Source organism: Rhizobium sp. ZPR4, from assembly GCF_040215725.1.
Taxonomy (GTDB): Bacteria; Pseudomonadota; Alphaproteobacteria; order Rhizobiales; family Rhizobiaceae; genus Rhizobium; species Rhizobium rhizogenes_D.
Genome location: NZ_CP157971.1, coordinates 124,017 through 141,472 on the forward strand (window position 1 = coordinate 124,017; position 17,456 = coordinate 141,472).

15 protein-coding genes and 1 pseudogene are annotated in these 17,456 nt (G+C 55.9%); 10 read left to right on the forward strand and 6 right to left on the reverse strand.

Going from position 1 to position 17,456, the window contains the following annotated elements:
• Position 1 precedes the first annotated feature (1 nt).
• From ABOK31_RS34860 to ABOK31_RS34880, 5 genes are all read left to right on the forward strand, one after another.
• Positions 2-292 carry a (2Fe-2S)-binding protein gene (locus tag ABOK31_RS34860; protein WP_349963253.1) on the forward strand — a complete coding sequence of 97 codons (291 nt, stop codon included), beginning with the start codon at positions 2-4 and terminating at the stop codon, positions 290-292.
• Positions 289-1,695, forward strand: a complete 1,407-nt coding sequence (locus ABOK31_RS34865) for an NAD(P)/FAD-dependent oxidoreductase (RefSeq protein WP_349963254.1) — start codon at positions 289-291, stop codon at positions 1,693-1,695. The genes ABOK31_RS34860 and ABOK31_RS34865 overlap by 4 nt, the downstream gene beginning before the upstream one ends.
• 89 nt (positions 1,696-1,784) lie before the next feature.
• Positions 1,785-2,189: a RidA family protein gene (locus ABOK31_RS34870; protein ID WP_349963255.1), complete on the forward strand. Its 405-nt coding sequence runs from the start codon at positions 1,785-1,787 to the stop codon at positions 2,187-2,189.
• Between the two features lie 144 nt (positions 2,190-2,333).
• The gene (locus ABOK31_RS34875; RefSeq protein ID WP_349963256.1) at positions 2,334-4,076 is read left to right on the forward strand and encodes a M14 family metallopeptidase; all 1,743 of its coding nucleotides are present in this window, start codon (positions 2,334-2,336) and stop codon (positions 4,074-4,076) included.
• 448 nt (positions 4,077-4,524) lie between these two features.
• Complete coding sequence (locus tag ABOK31_RS34880; protein WP_349963257.1) at positions 4,525-4,881, forward strand: hypothetical protein; 357 nt, start codon at positions 4,525-4,527, stop codon at positions 4,879-4,881.
• An 85-nt stretch (positions 4,882-4,966) separates the two neighbouring features.
• Here ABOK31_RS34880 and ABOK31_RS34885 read toward each other — a convergent pair.
• The 6 genes and pseudogenes from ABOK31_RS34885 to ABOK31_RS34910 all read right to left on the reverse strand — a co-directional run.
• A pseudogene (locus ABOK31_RS34885) lies at positions 4,967-5,532 on the reverse strand (transposase); the annotation flags it as partial.
• Between the two features lie 100 nt (positions 5,533-5,632).
• On the reverse strand, positions 5,633-5,815 hold the full coding sequence (locus ABOK31_RS34890) for a hypothetical protein (protein ID WP_349963258.1): 183 nt from the start codon (positions 5,813-5,815) through the stop codon (positions 5,633-5,635).
• Between the two features lie 69 nt (positions 5,816-5,884).
• Positions 5,885-7,006: a porin gene (locus tag ABOK31_RS34895; protein WP_349963259.1), complete on the reverse strand. Its 1,122-nt coding sequence runs from the start codon at positions 7,004-7,006 to the stop codon at positions 5,885-5,887.
• A gap of 92 nt (positions 7,007-7,098) precedes the next feature.
• Entirely contained in the window at positions 7,099-8,823 is a 1,725-nt protein-coding gene (locus ABOK31_RS34900) for a hydantoinase B/oxoprolinase family protein (protein WP_349963260.1), read from the reverse strand.
• On the reverse strand, positions 8,820-10,859 hold the full coding sequence (locus ABOK31_RS34905) for a hydantoinase/oxoprolinase family protein (protein WP_349963261.1): 2,040 nt from the start codon (positions 10,857-10,859) through the stop codon (positions 8,820-8,822). The genes ABOK31_RS34900 and ABOK31_RS34905 overlap by 4 nt, the downstream gene beginning before the upstream one ends.
• 162 nt (positions 10,860-11,021) lie before the next feature.
• Positions 11,022-11,567: a VOC family protein gene (locus ABOK31_RS34910; protein ID WP_349963262.1), complete on the reverse strand. Its 546-nt coding sequence runs from the start codon at positions 11,565-11,567 to the stop codon at positions 11,022-11,024.
• A 513-nt stretch (positions 11,568-12,080) separates the two neighbouring features.
• Here ABOK31_RS34910 and ABOK31_RS34915 point away from each other — a divergent pair.
• From ABOK31_RS34915 to ABOK31_RS34935, 5 genes are all read left to right on the forward strand, one after another.
• Positions 12,081-13,415, forward strand: a complete 1,335-nt coding sequence (locus ABOK31_RS34915; RefSeq protein ID WP_349963263.1) for a cytosine permease — start codon at positions 12,081-12,083, stop codon at positions 13,413-13,415.
• A 20-nt stretch (positions 13,416-13,435) separates the two neighbouring features.
• A complete protein-coding gene (locus ABOK31_RS34920) occupies positions 13,436-13,807 on the forward strand; it encodes a nuclear transport factor 2 family protein (RefSeq protein ID WP_349963264.1) in 372 nt (123 codons plus the stop codon).
• 1,042 nt (positions 13,808-14,849) lie between these two features.
• On the forward strand, positions 14,850-15,605 hold the full coding sequence (locus ABOK31_RS34925; protein WP_349963265.1) for an aspartate/glutamate racemase family protein: 756 nt from the start codon (positions 14,850-14,852) through the stop codon (positions 15,603-15,605).
• Positions 15,606-16,061: 456 nt separating this feature from the next.
• On the forward strand, positions 16,062-16,424 hold the full coding sequence (locus ABOK31_RS34930; protein ID WP_007603601.1) for a transposase: 363 nt from the start codon (positions 16,062-16,064) through the stop codon (positions 16,422-16,424).
• Positions 16,421-17,218, forward strand: a complete 798-nt coding sequence (locus tag ABOK31_RS34935) for an IS3 family transposase (RefSeq protein WP_349963266.1) — start codon at positions 16,421-16,423, stop codon at positions 17,216-17,218. The genes ABOK31_RS34930 and ABOK31_RS34935 overlap by 4 nt, the downstream gene beginning before the upstream one ends.
• Positions 17,219-17,456: the final 238 nt, after the last annotated feature.

Consider the following 17,456-nt stretch of genomic DNA (forward strand, 5'->3'; position numbering starts at 1 on the left):
CATGCGGATTCTTGAAAAAGTCACGCGGGGTGCTCCTTTGACGATCTTTGTGGACGGTGAGCCTGTCCACGGGTTTTGCGGAGAAACCGTGGCAACGGTCATGATCGCGGCGGGGATCAACGCTTTCAGAAACGATAGCCGCGACCGCCCGAGGGGGCTCTTTTGTAACATGGGCACCTGCTGCGAATGCATGGTGCGGGTCGGAGAAGGTATCCAGGAAATTGCAGTCCGCGCCTGTCTGTTGCCTGCTTGTGATGGCCAGCGCATAACGACAGGGTTGCCGAAGTCATGAATGACAGAACCGATCTCGCAATCATCGGCGGGGGGCCGGCGGGCATGGCGGCAGCCGAAGTTGCCAGCAAGGCCGGGCTCTCCGTCACTATCATTGACGAGCAACAGCGGCTTGGTGGGCAGATTCTGAGGCAGCCCTCGAAACATTTCCAGGTGAACAACTGGCTACCCGGTCGCGTTTACAATGGTGTCAAGGCACAGCTGGCGCGGGCTGAAGCATTGCCGGTGCATTTTCTTTCTGGAATGTCGGTTCATTCCGCCTACCGCGATACGTTCGGTTTCGATCTCCAACTTGCAGGTCCATCGGGTGCCACGCATCTTCCGGCGAAACGCCTTCTGATTGCGACTGGCTGTTACGACATGCCGGTTGCATTTCCGGGATGGACCTTGCCAGGAATAACCACTGCCGGCGCAGCGCAGGCTTTCGTCAAGGCGCAACAAATCGTGCCTGGCGACAGGTTTGTTCTTGCCGGGACTCATCCGTTGCAGATCATTCTGGCTGAGCAAATCCTGAAAGCGGGAGGGCGGGTCGAAGCCGTTCTTTTCGCCCAATCGATAACGCGCTCACTACGCGTGCTCGGCGCACCCGTTACGGCGACTGCGCATCTGAAATTGTTGGCAGCGGCGGGCAATGCAATGGTCCGACTGCTGCGAGCAGGCGTTCCTGTCCATTTTGGCCAGACCATAGGTAAGGCCGAAGGCTTGGATCGGGTGGAAGCGGCGACGATCGTTAAGGTCATCAACGGCGTCCCCGGAGACAAGATTGGCCAGATCAAATGTGACGCCATCGCTACCTGTTTTGGTTTTCTTCCGCAGTGCGACCTGCCACGAGCGTTGGGCGCCAAAGCGGTCGCTATCCCTAAAACAGGAGGGTGGCGAATTGTTCATGATGAATGGATGTTCACCGGGGTTGACGACCTGTTTGTAGCAGGTGAGGTGACTGGCGTCGCAGGCGCCGAGTCGTCGATGATTGAGGGACGGATTGCTGGTCTTGCCGTAGCTCGGTCAGCTGGCGTGATGGGAGATGCGGAAGCCTTGCGTCTGGTCAAGCCTCTCAGACGTCGGCTTGCTTCTTTGCGCAGTTTCGCCGATCTTCTTTCTTCAATATCGGATCCATCGCCACTTTGGATGCACCTTGCTTCGCCCGACACGATCCTGTGTCGATGCGAGGACCTCACCCGAGGCGCAGTAACCGCCACAATCGATGCGCACCCGACAGTCGATATCAACACGATCAAGAAGCTTACGCGTGCGGGTATGGGACGATGCCAAGGGCGCGGATGCGAGCACCAGATCCGCGCCCTGATGGGCTCGACCGCACCCGATCAATGCTTCGAAGCCCGTATGCCTGTGCGCCCCACACCTATTGCAACGATTGCCGCCGCAGATGAACAGCCAAATTAGCTTGCGGCTTGCGCAACGTCTTTTTCGTTTCACATGCATTGTTGTTCACCTGAGCGCGAGATAGCTTGGGAAAAGTGGAGGAGAAAATTATGTTGACACGTATTAACCCTGATAATCTCTATAATGCTCTCAATTACGGATTTTCCCATGGCACACTGCACCGTGAGGGAGGACTTCTGCACCTGGCAGGGCAGGTAGCTTGGGACAAGGATTGCAACGTCGTCGGAGTCGGTGATCTCGCGGCCCAGACACGGCAGGCGCTGGCGAATCTGCAAGCTGTTCTGACAGAGGCGGGATGTGGACCTGCCGATGTTGTAAGATTGCGCACCTATGTTGCCGACCACTCACCGGACAAACTTGGCCCGGTACTAGGCGCAATTGCTGAGTTTTACGGTGACGCGGTCCCAGCGCCCAACACTTTCATTGGAGTGGCAGCCCTCGCTTTGCCCGATTTTCTGGTGGAAATTGAAGCGACAGCAGCAGTTTCGAAATAAGCGGCGGTAGCAAGCTCTCAGGGCAGAAGCATAAATCAGAGTGCAGTGTTCCGACGAAAGACTTTTATAGAATTCAACCTGTAAGCAAAGAAGAGGCCGACGTCGACAGGCGGTCGCCCATGGGGCGTTGGCCAGGAGTGCTATATGACTGCTTCGACGGGCTGGCGCGCGCCCCTCCCTCCACTCCAGGCTTGGAACGGTGCAACCGAAACGCTAATTGCACCGGCGGATGATCCCTGGCGCACCGCAGCCGAGGCAGATGATTTTTCCACCACGCCTACATACTCAGAAACGCTGGAGTATCTTGAGCGTCTGACTAAAGCCTCGCCGATTATCCGGCAGAGAACATACGGCCATTCAGCAGAAGGCCGTCCTCTCATCTTGGTGATTGCAAGCCTGACGCATGACAACTCGCCTGGTCGCGCCCGTGTTTTTGTTGAATGCGGCATACATCCGGGAGAAATCGACGGCAAGGACGCTGGCCTGATGCTCTTGCGGGATATCGTCTTTCGGGGACGAGAGGATCTTCTTCAAGGCTGCGACTGGTACTTCGTCCCTGTTCTGAGCCCTGACGGCCATGAGCGGCGGTCTCCGTTCAGCCGACCCAATCAGCGTGGCCCTGAGGAGCAAGGCTGGCGGGCCTCGGCGCAAGGGCTCAATCTCAACCGGGACTTCATAAAAGCCGACTCGCCGGAAATACGCGCGATTTTGGAGTTGATCAACGAACTGAAGCCCGACCTTTTTCTCGATTTGCACGTTACGGACGGCCTCGACTACCAATACGACATTACCTTCGGTTTCCAGGACGGGCCTTATAGTGCGTCACCGGAAATTAACTCGTGGCTCGAAACCACTTTTCGCTCCACGGTTTCGTCCGCGCTGACCATGCAAGGTCACCGGCCGGGTCCGTTGATCTTGCCTGTTGATGATCGACGACCCGGGCTCGGTTTGATGCTACCGAGTTTTCCACCTCGATTTTCTCATAGTTATGGCGACCTCCGGCACCTGGCAACTGTACTCGTCGAGAACCACTCTCTGAAGCCTACAAAGCAACGGGTGCTGGGCACATATGCCCTTCTGGAGGCGACGCTACGCTTAGCAGGACAGGAAGTTTCCGCCCTGCGCGCCGCGACCCGAAAGGACTGCGCCCGCAAAACACGCGAAACGGTCCTCACATGGAATGCATCCGAAGCTCCAGTGCGGAAAACGCTGTTTCACGCCATCTCGTCGGAATTCTACGTGTCTCCGGCGTCAGGCGCGGAAGAGGTGCGTTGGCTTGGAAACCCTATGCCTCCGGTAGAACTACCACTCTATGGCTCTACGCCTGGCATAAAGCTAGAGCGGCCGCGCGGCTATTGGATCCCGGTTGCCGAGAACCAGGTAATCCAGCACCTCAAGCTTCATGACATTGAATATCAGATCTCTCCTGAAGCAGTCCAGGTAGAGGTCGCGATGGTTCGGCTCGCCGGCGTCAATATCGAGCCGCGGCTTTCGGAGAGGCGTCCTGTGCTGTCGGCGGATTGCTCGACGATCGAAGTTCGAAATGAATGTTTTCCCGCAGGATCGGCTTATGTTCCGACCGGCCAGCCGCACGGCGATCTTGCGATACATCTGTTAGAGCCCGCATGCCCAGACTCGTTGTTCTCTCAAGGCTTTATCTCCGGGATGCTGGAGCAGGTTGAATATATGGAATCTTACGTTATCGCGCCAATGGCCGAAGAAATGTTGGCTTCCGATGCAGAATTGCAGGCCGCATTCGAAGCCAAACTCGCCGCAGAGCCTGCTTTCGCTGCCGATCCCATGGCGCGGTTGAAATGGTTCTACCAGCGTTCGCCCTATCGGGACGACCGGCATATGCTCTATCCGATCGGGCGGGTTATTGAATAGCGTTTCCTCTTTTGAACTGTCGACCAGTTTCTGTCGATGTTAAGGGATGGCGCAGGTCTGTCGGTTTCAGGCTGATGCCGAGCTTGGCGTCATCCGCACGCGCTTTTGGAGACGCGATCGGACCGGCTGTCACCCACCTCAGCAGCCTTGTCTCGACCCGGCTGCTGACGATAGTTTTTCTCGCAGTAGCTTTTTCCTTGACGTCAACAATTTTGGAGGCCAGCTCACGATGCCACGCGCTGCTGGAATGATGCGTCCGCGGCAATATCCTATCCTGCCCAAGCAACTTGAATGCTCTACATTGCCGCGAATGATTGAGTGGAGAGGCCTCTCGTAGGCTTGAGGAAAATTTGATGGCAGTCGAACAGCTTCAATACATCACAGCCAAACGCATCATCGACGCTCTTGTTGACGAGCCGATCATGGATGGCGCAATCTTGATCAACAGATGATTTATCTGATGCGCAATGCGCGGGCGGCGCTCCTGTGCGGCGTGCCGACAATGCGCATGGTCTCTGAGGGCACTCCCGATAATCCGATAGACGCATACGCCAAGGTCGGAATAGATGCTGGTACCAGTCGCGGGCCGCGGATCATCGACGGCGGCACGGGCATCACCCCAACGGGCGGGCATGGCAGTCCGCAGATCTGGACCGATAGCACCGACGCGCTTCGCGCGCGAGTGCGCCAGGATTTCCACCCCGGCGCCCAATGGATGAAGATCCTCTTGATCGACAGCGGACCTACAAGCACCATCTATTCGGACGAAGAGCTGCGGGCAGGGGTAGAAGAAGCGCATCGCTAGGACATGAAGGCGACGGTTCATGCGACCGGCCGTTAGGGATCCTCAATCATCGCTGCCGCTCGCGCGGGCGTGGACAACATCGAGCACGCCCGTCCGTGTTGACGCCGACGGCGGTGATGACGGCGACCGAAACGATGCGGCCGCCGCGCCGGACCTTCAGGTAGGTGGCGTCGATCCATAGAAAGGCCAGTCGCCCCCGATGTGCCGGGCGAGAAAGGCCTTCACCTTGTCGTCGATCTCTTCACATAGGCGGCTGACCTGGCTTTTGGAGATACCGCTCATGCCCATGGCCTTGACCAGATCATCGACCGAGCGGGTCGAAACGCCCTGGATGTAGGCTTCTTGGATCACGGCCGTCAGAGCCTTCTCCGCCATGCGGCGCGGTTCCAGGAAGCTCGGAAAATAGCTGCCGGTGCGAAGCTTCGTGATACGCAGCTCGGCGGTCTCGACACGCGTCTCCCAGTCTCGCTCGCAGTGGCCGTTACGTTGCGCAAGCCGGAACGCGTTCTTCTTGCCGTAGGCCGCGCCGGTCTTCGCGCCGACCTCCAATTCCATCAGTTTCTCGGCAGCAAAACCGATCATCTCACGCAGCAAATCCGCATCCGCGCTCTTCTCAACAAGCGAGCGCAGGTTCATCATCTCGTCGGTCATCGGTGATCTTTTCATCAGGTTGGTCTTGACCAACCCGACCCTACCGGAAAAACACTGATGGCCACCCCACACCATCTCCTGGGACATCATCGGTGAGTAGTCAATCCGCTAGGCTGCCACCGCGCCGGAAGGCGCGTTTGATGGCGTCGATCAGGCCTCGCCTCATGCCGGCGACATGGACCTCCAAGCCCTTGTCCTTGGGGGTGTTGTGGCCACGATAGGCGGCGTCGGCGACAATTTTCTTGAGCTCGACGCCGATGCAGTTCCGCCCAGCGCTGCCCAAGTCAGTATCGGCAGTTCCATCTGTCTGATTGTCGGAGTCGAAAAATTCCGAGATCAGCTTCGCTGACGATCAGAAAGCCCGTGTAATTCGGAAATATCCCGATACAACGCCGTCCATACCATCCACGACGTCATACTGAATTTCGGAGCGAATTTCGAAATTATTGATCGGCATCCAAGCCGCTGCCACCTCGGCGCTCCAGCCATCAACATTTGTCTTGGAAGTGCTGTTCGGCTGATAAAAGTCCTCGAAATACTGAACGGCAACCGAAGCACCCACGGTTTTCGTGATTTGTTGATAGTAGGACCCGAGCAACGACCATTCGGCATTGCCCCAGCCTCCTGCCACCCAGGTTGGCCCACCGGTGCCATAGAGATGGTCCCCGTCCGCATAGAACCCTATTAATCGTAGCGAAGACCCATTTGATCCGACATTGATCTGACTGCCGAGTGAAACGCCGACGCCGTGGAGATCGTCGCCGTATTCAGCAATGTAGCCTGACCGCATCCAGACGGCGCCCCAGTCCTTTTCATACCCGATCAAGCCAACGACGTCCGGCATGTAGCCTCCTCCGCCTTGCGACGGAGCTTCCAAAGACAGGGTGCCAAAAAGGCCATCATTTTTATAGTTGTACTGCATCAGCTGCCGAAACTGGTAGCCTCTCCACATGCCGTTCCACGAGTGTGATCCCATACTGGAGACGCCATTCGTCGTCTCAGCCCAGGCGGATTCGACGCGTCCGGCACGAAATCCGCCCAACTCGATATATCCTTGTTCGAGCCGCACGCTGCCATCATACTGGCTGCCCGATTCAGCCTGTATGCGTGCATAAGATCGCAATACGCCCAACTCCGTGTCGGAGCGCACATCGAGATTGACGCGAGCGCTGCTGAATGTTGTACGCCCCTTCGGGAAAAAATTATAATCGCCCGTGTCGCCGGCGTACCGACCTGTCACCGGATCGAACCTGCCGTTATTTTTGTCGTTTGTCGCACCTATCTCAAACCAAGCGTAACCCGACAGCTGCATGCATGTCTGAGTTCCCGGTATGTAGAAAAATCCGGCGCCATAAACGTCGCACACGGGCAGGTAACCAATAGCATTGCTATCAGGTGAAACAACTTTATCCGATGCATGGGCGATTGAAACTGCCGCGAGCGTTACGGCTATGCCTATGAATGTTGCTTTCATGTTGGTCCCCTCTTCTTGTTTTATTAGGCAATAGTCCTCCCCCGGCGGGCAGCGCACTGCCCGCCGTGATCCTTCTGATGTGCGTTATTCTCTTAGGCCTTGATCGAACTTAGCGATCTCAAGGAGCGAGTAGCGTCGTCATCGATAGCGCCATCGACGATCGCGACGCCATAAAGGGCCTGCGCCGCTTCGGCGGTAACGTATCCATCGATCACATCTTCAAGGACAGCCTCAGGCGCTCGTTCCAGCGGGCTTCCGAACCCTGCCCCTCCCGCGGCCCTCACCGCCAAACGATCGCCATCCCTGACGTGCATGCGATAAGTGCCGACCTTCTTATCTTGACCGGTATTCAGACCGATAATTACCGCATTTGGTTCCGGTTCGAGGCCACCATCGAGCGCCCACGGTTTTTCCTTGCTCCTCTTGGTAATGGTCAGAAATTCGCCGTCGTCGACGAAGCGTATATTGCGAATAGTGCCGCCACCTCCGCGCGTGCGGCCGGCTCCGCAACTGTCGGCGAGGATCTCGAACGACTCCATCAGCATCCCGGTTTTCATTTCGATGACTTCGGTTGGCGTGTTTCGAACGAGACTTGACGAAATATGACTGGTCGCGTTGATCCCGTCATGGGCAATGGTTGCGCCCCAGCCAACGGGCTCATTGTTAGATACCGCATACATTTCACCGGTAGTATGGTTGGTTCCGACCATCATGAAACCGAGTGTGTCACCTCCCGAACATGCTGCAATCCGGTCAGGCATGCCCTGCGCCAAGGCCCTGTAGATCAGCTCGAGAGCAAGCGTGGCTGACCATTGCGTATAGGTAGCCGCCGGATAAACAGCATGAAAAAGGTTGCCCTCTGGTGCTATCACTTTGAGAGCACGAAACGTACCTTCGTTATTGCGCTGCTCGGGGGCCGTCAGGGATTTCAGGACGAATTTGCAGACCGTTTCGGTCAAGCCGAACGGGATATTGATCGGGCCACGCACGGCTGGGGATGAACCAGAAAAGTCACATGTCATCCCTTCGTCGTCGATTGTCACTCGAACGTGGATCGGAACGGGATCGTCGGTCACACCATCGTCGTCCACAATATCGGACGCCTCCCATGTGCCCCGCGGCAGTTCTTCAAGGGCTTTGCGGACAAGCGTCTCGCTATGGACCTTTATACGTGCAACTGCTTCGTCCAAGGCTTTCTTGCCAAACTTTTCGAGAATGGCGTTCAAGCGTAATATCCCGGTGCGGGTTGCGGCGACCTGTGCCTCAAGATCTCCCAGTACCGCCTCAGGCATTCGCGAGTTGAAACGGATCAAATCCAGGATCTCCTGAACAGGTTTGCCCTCGCGATATACTCGCGTTCCTGGGAAGATGAGGCCTTCCTGGTGCATATCCGTAGAATCCAGAACATAGCCTGGGTCCTTTGCTCCAAGGTCCATCCAATGGGCGCGAATGCAGGTGAAGGCGAACGGTTTGTCCTCTCCGGGTGCAAAAACCGGCGCGAACAGTGTCGCGTCGGCAGCATGGGCGGAATTCCAATACGGATAGTTCATTACAATGATATCGCCAGGCCGCAGTGTTTCCCTGCCGACATATTCAACACCCTTGCGGATCGCGTAGTCGTTGGCGCCAAGGAAATATGCCAGACCGGGTGCGTCTGCAATCAGGTCCAGATCCGCGTCGTAAATCGAGATGCCAAAATCAAGGACCTCATAAACAACAGGATTAAATGCGGTATTGATCAAGGTCCGCCTCATCTCCTCCGCTGCGGAAACAAGATAACTGCGAATGACTTCAACGGAAGCGCCGTCCAGGTTCATGCGACCCTCCTGCGAACGATAAGATGGCCATGATCGTCAACTTGGACGGTCTGGTCCGAATGGATGACAGTGGTGGTGGTGCCTTCTTCAACGATAGCGGGACCGTCGAAGTGATGTCCTGAACCTAGTTTTGCCCGCTCATACACTTTAAAGTTCGTGCGATCGCGAAGCGCGAAGCAGAAACACTCACGCTCGCCGCGCAGTGCATCCGATATGGGACCGGTTGCTGTGGGGACAATCGGTAGTGCTGGTTTCGGTAGAACCGCGCTCGCGCGCACTCGCAGAGTGACGATTTCGACCGCCGTATCGATGGCGTGACCGTAACGTTCTTTGTGGAGAATATCGAAGCGGTCCCGGATGGTAGAAAACGGTCGGTTCTCCGAGAGCTCAACCTTGAGCGTATGTTCCTGGCCCACATAGCGGCATTCGACGAGGCAAAGGATTTCTTCGCTTACGCTTCCGCTGGACTGTGAGGCAAGGCCTTCACGTGCTTCCGCGACCAGTTCGTCGAAGCTGGCCGAGACGGCCGCTTCGGAGGCCGGATCAAGAAGGAGCAGTTCCGTACGAGAAACATCCGTCACGACGTCCGACATCAGCATTCCCCAAGCGGAGAAGACGGCCGGAGACTGCGGAACTATGAGTTCTGCATTCTCAACTTCACGTGCGATCAGAGGGGCGATCATCGGCCCGGCGCCACCGAAAGCCACCATTGAGAAGTCCCGCGGATCGCGACCCCGTTCAACCGTGATCTCACGAATCGCGCCGGCCGTACGGGCCACAAGCACGTCGAAAATTCCAGCCGCAGCGCGCGTGACGTCAATTCCGAGCGGGCCTGACACCTTGTTTTCCATGCCGCGCCGGGCGGCTTCGACATCCAGTTTGACCGAGCCATTGAGGAAAGACGCGGGCTCAAGGAAACCCAGAATGAAGGCCGCATCCGTCGTAGTAGGCTCAGTGCCTCCGCGGCCATACGCGATTGGACCGGGCTGTGCCCCCGCACTCTGCGGTCCGACTTGAAGCAAGCCTTCCTGGACCCAGGCGATCGAGCCACCACCCGCGCCGATGCATCGAATATCGAATACGGGGATTTGCGCCGGCAGGTCGGCAAAATGTGCCTCGTGCATCACCATGGGATCACCGTTCTCGATGACGGCTGCATCGAGACTAGTGCCGCCGTAATCCAGCGTTATCACCTGGTCGCGACCGATCGCCTTCGCGAGTTTGCCCGCACCGATCAGGCCGCCTGCCGGGCCGGAAAGTACCGTATAGATCGGAGCCCGTCTTGCGGTATCCGCATCCATCGCGCCACCAGAAGAGCGCATGATCAGCAGTTTGCTGTCGAACCCGGCTTGATCAAGTCCGGTCTCCAGTCTGCCGACATAGTCGTTGAAAATCGGATTGATATATGCGTCAACAACCGCTGTCGCGGTGCGTTCATATTCGCGATACTCTCGCGAGATCGAATGGGAGGCGGAAACCGCTACATCGGGGAACGCTTCCTGGATCAAAGCTGCGGCGCGCTTTTCATGATCGGGGTTCCGATAGCTGTGCAGGAAGCAGATCGCGATCGATCGAATCCCGTCGGCTACAAGTTCGCCGGCCGCCGCCAGGACTGCGCCCTCATCCAGAGGTTCGATTTCTACACCGTGCGCGTTGATCCGTCCGCCCACACCGATCCGATGGCGTCTTTTCACGATTGAAGGAGGACGCTGATAGCGAAAATCGTACATCGAGGCGGCCGGTACATCGGTGCGGCCCATCTCGAAAATATCCCGGAAGCCGCTATTCGTGATGATGCCGGTGGGCACGCCGCGTCGTTCGATCAGCGCGTTAAGACCAAGGGTGGTTCCATGGACGAACAGCTCTGTCTCCCGCAAGTCGACATCTAGCCGCTTTAACGCTTCGAGTACGCCTCGTACCGGTTCATCTGGAGTTGTCGAGGCCTTTGCCAGACGGGTTTCCCCCGACTGAGTGTCCAAAATAATTGAATCAACGAACGTGCCGCCGATATCTACTGCTACCCGATAGCGCTTCATGCGCGCACCTTTCGTTCGTTCCAAATGTAACTGGTATATTGCATGTACTGCCACATTCTTTGGTTTTCATTGCGCGGCGCACACAAACGTCTACGCACCACGGTTTGCTGGGTGGTCGCCGAGTTAAGCCTGCTCGGCTGGCGAACAGCCATGTTTCGGAAATCAGTCAGGCTTCCGCGGATCCCAAAGAAGGATCTCGCTCTCGGCTTCGTAAGCCATCCCATTCGGATAGCTGACCGCCTCCAGTTCCAGGCCCCACGGTGCCCGAAAATAGAGGATCGACTGTCCAGCTATTGGTCCGTCGTTGATAGGGACGGGTCCAAATCTCGTCGTAATGCCAGCCTCATCGAGAAATGCTTTCGCTACCGCGATATCGCGCACATAAAGGCCCAGATGGAACGCGCCGGTATCGCTGTTTCGTCCTGCCAGGTCGCGCTGATCGGGCGCCGAATACTGCACGAGCTCGATATTGGAGCCGCGACCCGTGCGGACAACCGCTGCACGTTCGATGCGGGCACGAGCATGCACCCCAAGAACGTCCGTCATAAATGATCCTTGGTCGTCGCCAACAGGTCCGAAATCCAGGACTTTCTGACAGCCAAGTAGCCCAGCAAAGAAGGCGACCGCTTCATCAAGATCGGGCACGGTAATTCCGATATGATCCAGACCTAATAATCCTGGAATCGTCCTGGCGGGTTTGTCAGTCATGATGTCCTCCTCCCGAGGAAAAGCTTGTAACCGTCGTTCAGCCAACAATGCTCAACTGGGAATCGCTCCGCAGTTACGCTTCCCGGAATCTGACGTAAGTGCAGAAAGCTTGAGCCAGCGACTGTCGAAACTTGGGCATTCCCCCTCTTATCCAAGGGTCTGCGTTTGTTTCTCAAGCACATTAACTTGATCCGCAAATTGCAGCAACTGACCGCCTATGAATGTTTTTGTTGCGCAAAACGCAAGATAGCGACTCTCAGCTAGCCAAGAATGTGTGGGGCTGACAGGGTCACACGATCATCCTCAACTCTGCTAGGGGGGCTGCTAGCCATTTTCGGAAGTGCGAAAGGCTCGGATAGCTATCGAAACGTCGCCAGGATTTTGCCCTCGATGCGGCTGTCTGTAGCGAAAGCAACTCATGGAATCCTATCCAAAGCGCTCAGAATAAAGAGGAGGTTTATCTGCTCATTCTGACCCGCGGCCGGAATACTAAGCGCAGGGAGGCGCTCTGAAATGTCCATAATCAAACGTCTATCGGGTATCGTGGAAGGCCATCCGCATCAGGGTCCAGCAGAAGACGATATGCAGCGATGGCCATCAATGACGATGCTCATAGTGGGAGGCATTATTTCCGTGCCTCTGTTTACATTCGGAGGCGAAGTCGGAAAGCTTGCAGACTATTCGACCATCCTTGAGGCTCTTCTGATCAGCAGTATTTTTCTCGGCGTGTTTGGCGTTACCACCGGCTATATAGGTATCGTCACTCGGCTGCCAACAGCGATGATCCTTCAGCGAACGTTCGGCATTCGTGGTTCTCTTGCAATTACGATAATGTTGACCTTGGTGTCCATTGGCTGGTTCGGAATTCAGCTTCAGATTATCGTACAGAGCGTGGCCGCGATCCTGCATAAACAATTGAACATCAGCGTGAATGAGCACGTGGGAATAATTCTTACCGGACTATTGATCTCCTCCACAGCTATCATCGGGATCAAGGCGATGGGAAAGGTCGCGGTCATCGGAGTGCCGCTGCTTTTGATAGCGACACTCATCCCGCTCGGCATGGGCATGTCCAATGGCGGTCTCGATACTCTTTTTGGAGCGCGTGACATTCCTCATGCCTACAGTCTGGGAATGCTTGTCTCACTGATTGTCGGTACCGAAGTGTTCCCGGTCTCCATTAACCCGGATTTGTCGCGGTTCCTGAAGACAAACCGCGACAACCGCATCTCAATGCTGTTGGGTTTCGGCTTGGCCTTTCCTTTGCTGCTTGCGCTCGCTGCGGCGTTGGGAATTATCTACAACAATGCTGATCTCGTAACGACAATGCTGGTGGCGGGCATCGCCTTGCCCGGACTGGCGGTAATCATCCTGGCGACCTGGACCAACAATGACCAAAATCTTTACTCGTCAGCGCTGTCGTTGTCAGCGATTTTTCCAAGAATGGAGCGTTGGCATCTGGCGTGTCTGGCGGCGCTCGCGGGTACTGGGCTCGCGGCTGTTGATGTTCTCGGCCATTTCATATTGCTGCTGAACTTTATGGGTCTGGCGCTCGCGCCGATGGCTGGAGTGTACGTCGCGGATTTCTTTCTTGATCGACCCCGCTACACGGCAACCGCGCCTCAATTGCCGTCTTATCGCCCGTATCCTGTCGCTTCCTGGATATTCGGAACGGTCCTCGGCTTTACCACCCTTCCCAGCGAAGAGTCTGGCCTTGGTCTGTTCCATCTCACGGGAGCGCCTTCACTCGACGCCCTCGTATCGGCAATGCTCTTATTGTTTATCGCCAAGAAGTTTTTTTCCGCTAACGCGAGTAACCGGCAGATCATAGGCGACGAAAAATGCTAGATGGGACCAGGAAAGCCAAAATGCATACAGCTGAAAATCTAATCACCCATTTTTTTGATTGGTGGAATGACGCGTACCGCGAAAACTGCTTCAGCACTGAAGGATTTGCTCGTTATTTTACACCAAATGCCACGTTCATCGTTGACGGGAACTTGCGTGGAACGGGACCTGAAGAGATCAACCGGCATTTCCAGCGCATCAAAAGGGAAAGTGACGATGTTGAAATCGTCACACCTGCCATTACGACCCTAAGCGACAAAGCAGTCGGCTTCGTGCGATATCGTGCCACATTTCGTGCCGGCAATTTGACGGGAACTGAGGAGTGCCTTGCCTGGGCGTGCATGCGCGAAGACAAGATCTCTGCGATAGAGATATTCAGCCGGCCGGCATGAGAATCACAATGTGGTACGCTCACCGGACCGCGTCTTCGCCGAAGCAATAACCTGCTAAGGATCCCGCAAAGCGTTGGGCGTTGAGATGGCTAATTTTGGCGAGTTCTAATTTTCCGTCGACAATCAGAAATCGCTGTTCCCCGCCATTTGAAGAGGGGGGGGTGCACAATGAATCAATCTTTGCTGAGAGACGCAAGAATTGGCACCCCATCAGTAAAATCCACGAACTGCTCGCCTGGCATTTGTCGAAGATCGCAAGTTGCGACGGAGGGGCCCCGTGAGTGCGGCATGGTCATGGGCGTCGTGCAGAGCGATCGATGTCGTAGCAGTTGGGAAGGCAGCGGGGACTTAGAGCATAAGCGGACCTGCGGATTGGTTTGGGAAGGCGATCTGCCGTCCAAGCGCGGTGGGCTGTTTCGGAGCTGCACGAAACAACGACTTTAGATGAGCAAAGTGTTCGAAGTGTCCGCTACCTCCGACTCTCGCAACATGCCGCCGGCCGAGTTCGCAATGAAATCCGCTCCGGAGAAACAGGCAGCATGAGGCCAAAAGTCAAACCTAAGACTCTCCCTCGAACCGGAGCGGTTTCTGGTCTCGGGTCATTGGCGTTCCCAGCGTTCAGACGAAAGCTTCCCGACCTCGTTACTGATCTCCACGCAAAGACCCACTATGTTGCGTTTTACGCAATCAAAACGCGCACATGCGACCGGTTGCCGCAGTATGTTGACGACGTTAATGTGGGCCGGAAACAAGCGCAGAACCTTTGAGGAGTAGAAGATGCCTGGGTTTCGACAGTCGCTGGCTCTCCATTCCGCAGTTGCGTCAGGTGCCGGGAATGAAACTGCTGAACGTTTCCAGTCGAGCACCCTTGGCTGAACGACGTTTGCAAACTCTTCGGAGGACACCATGACTGACAAACCCGCCAAGACGCTTCCAGGATTGTTAGGTCTGGATCATATCGGAATTGCCGTTCTTGATCTCGATGAAGCGGTCGTGTGACTTAGGAAATCATTGTCGAAATGTTTTGCAGCATGACCGACTGATGACCAAGGGGGAAGAAGGGAATATTGGAATGAGAATAAAAATAATAGAACCGGGTGTGTATGCGGACCGGGCCTCCATGGAGAGGCTCAATAACGCTTACGAAGCCGATCACGATCCCGATACTGAGCTGAGTTGGGTCGCGCTAGATAGGGGCATCGAGTCTCCTGAACAACACTTTTGGGAAAGCCTTCAGATGACATTCCTGACCCAGGAGATTGAACGAACGGACCAGGCTTATTTCGATGGAGTGGTAATATTTTGTGCTGCAGATCCAGGAGTTTCGGCGGCCAAGGAATGCTTACGGATTCCTGTTGTCGGGATTATGGAGACCTCGGTTGCGCTTGCCAACTTTCTAGGTCGCCGGTTTACTTGGCTTTCACCGCTCAGCCGCGGCAATGGATTCATGCTCGACAAGATTCGTTCTACCGGACTGGCGGATCGCCTAGCATCAATTCGTTCTATCGAAGTGCCGTTCACAGATATGGAAAACGACAGCGCATTGTTGGACAAGACAATCGCGGAAGGCCGTAAGGCGATTAATGCTGACAATGCCGATACTTTGATTATTGGCTGCACCGGAATGGTCGGCCTTGCCAGCGAAGCCCAAGAGGCGCTTGGCATACCTGTGATTGACGCCGGCGTGGTTGGCATTCGCATGTGCGAAGCACTCGTGAAAATGAACTTGGCTCAAAGTAAGCGCGCCTACCCGGCCCCTCGGGAAGATATGCGTCGATTTGTGGATGTAACGGTCTGAGTAAGACTCATCGCCGGTTCCGCGATAGGTCACAGGCCAAACTTACCGCAACATCGAGATAGCTCCGCTCCGAACCTTCACGATGGACTTGTATCATCGTAATCATCCCGTCGGCGTTCGACGCCATCAAGCAAGCAAGCGGACCGTCACGCCGCCAGCGCGGCGGTCTATTGCTTGTTTTGCGAGAGCATCCGGATGTGACCGAAGAGATCGAAAATCGATGCCACACGCCGACCTAGTGTGTCAGTCTGGATTGTATTGTGGGCAATGGCATCGGCAGCGATGGTGCCAGCGAAAGTAGAGACGATATCGCCAACGTTGACCTAAAATATCGCGCTGACAGCCCCGGCCTAATTCGAAACGAAGGGGCCACCATTACTAGAGTGAACCCTTCGGGCTGGACCACGGGACACGGAAAAACTGATACACTCTGCGGGCCTCAATCGGTGAAGGCTCATGAAGTCCCGAGGTCCATATCGACGGCATTCGACGCCGTTCAAATTGCAGCTTTGCCAAGATATCCGGAACGGCGTCATTGGACGGCGCGATGCGCAGCGTACCTATGGCGTTTCGGCTAATCTTATCCAGTTGTGGCTCACGCAGTTCGATCGTGGCGAACTGAACGACGAGGAAGCAGAGGCCAGCGTTATTGCCGAGTACGAGGCACACATTGCGGCGCTTGAACGCAAGGTCGGCCAGCTCACGATGGAGCTTGACCTGGTGAAAAAAACTCCGCGCCAGCCGATCGCCGGCGACAGCGGGAACTCCTCCATCATCACCGGTCCCCGGCCTGTTCTGTCAGACGGGGGTGCAAAATGATCGATCTCCCGAGAAGCAGCTATTATTATCGATCAACTGCGAGAGAGTTGAACCTTGGGGATACGGAACTCGTTGCTATCATCGAGGATATCCAGGACGAGCTGCCCTGCTACGGATACCGACGCGTAACGCACGAGCTTCAGCGAAGAGGGCACTTGGTCAAACACAGGCGTGTCGGCCGCGTCATGCGGGCCAACGATCTCGGGATCAGGCCTCGCAAGCGGTATGTTCGCACGACGGATAGCAACCACGATTCACCGATCTACCCGAACCTTTATCGGAATGTGATCCCGTCGCGGCCTGACATGGTCTGGGTGGCAGACTTCACATACATCCGTATAGCCGTCGGCTTTTGCTATCTCGCCGTCATTCTTGACGCCTGCAGCCGGAAAGTCGTCGGCTATGGCCTGTCAAAACGCCTGGCTACGCCGCTGGCGTTGGCGGCGTTACGTTCCGCGCTTGAAAACAGAAAGCCTCCACCCGGCTGCATCCACCACACAGACCGCGGATGCCAATACGCGAGTGAGACCTATCGACGAGCGCTTGATGCCGGCGGTCTGCAGGGTTCCATGAGCGCCGTCGGCAACCCTTATAACAATGCTCAGGCAGAGAGCTTCATGAAAACCCTGAAAGTCGAGGACGTCTACATCGCCGGCTACGAGACATTCGCGGATGTGGCCGAACGCTTGCCCAAGTTCATTGAGGAGATCTACAATGCCAAGCGGCTTCACTCGGCCCTTGGCTACATGTCGCCAGCGGATTTTGAAACCCAACTCGCCCAGCAGGCGGCTTAGTTTGAAGCGCCTCGCTGGTCCAGCCCGAAGGGTTCACTCCAAAACCGGCTCAGTTCCGCATGGAAACCAACATGGCCAGCCAACGAAAGATGGAATGGTATTGCAAAAGCCACCGGTTTTCTGGGTCCCATCCGCAAACGGAGATTTTCATGAGCGTGCTCCGCTTCCGCTCGCTCTCTTCCCCACGGTGTCAGTATCGGAGCAATACTCCCCAATAGTGGGCTCTTCCGCTATTTCG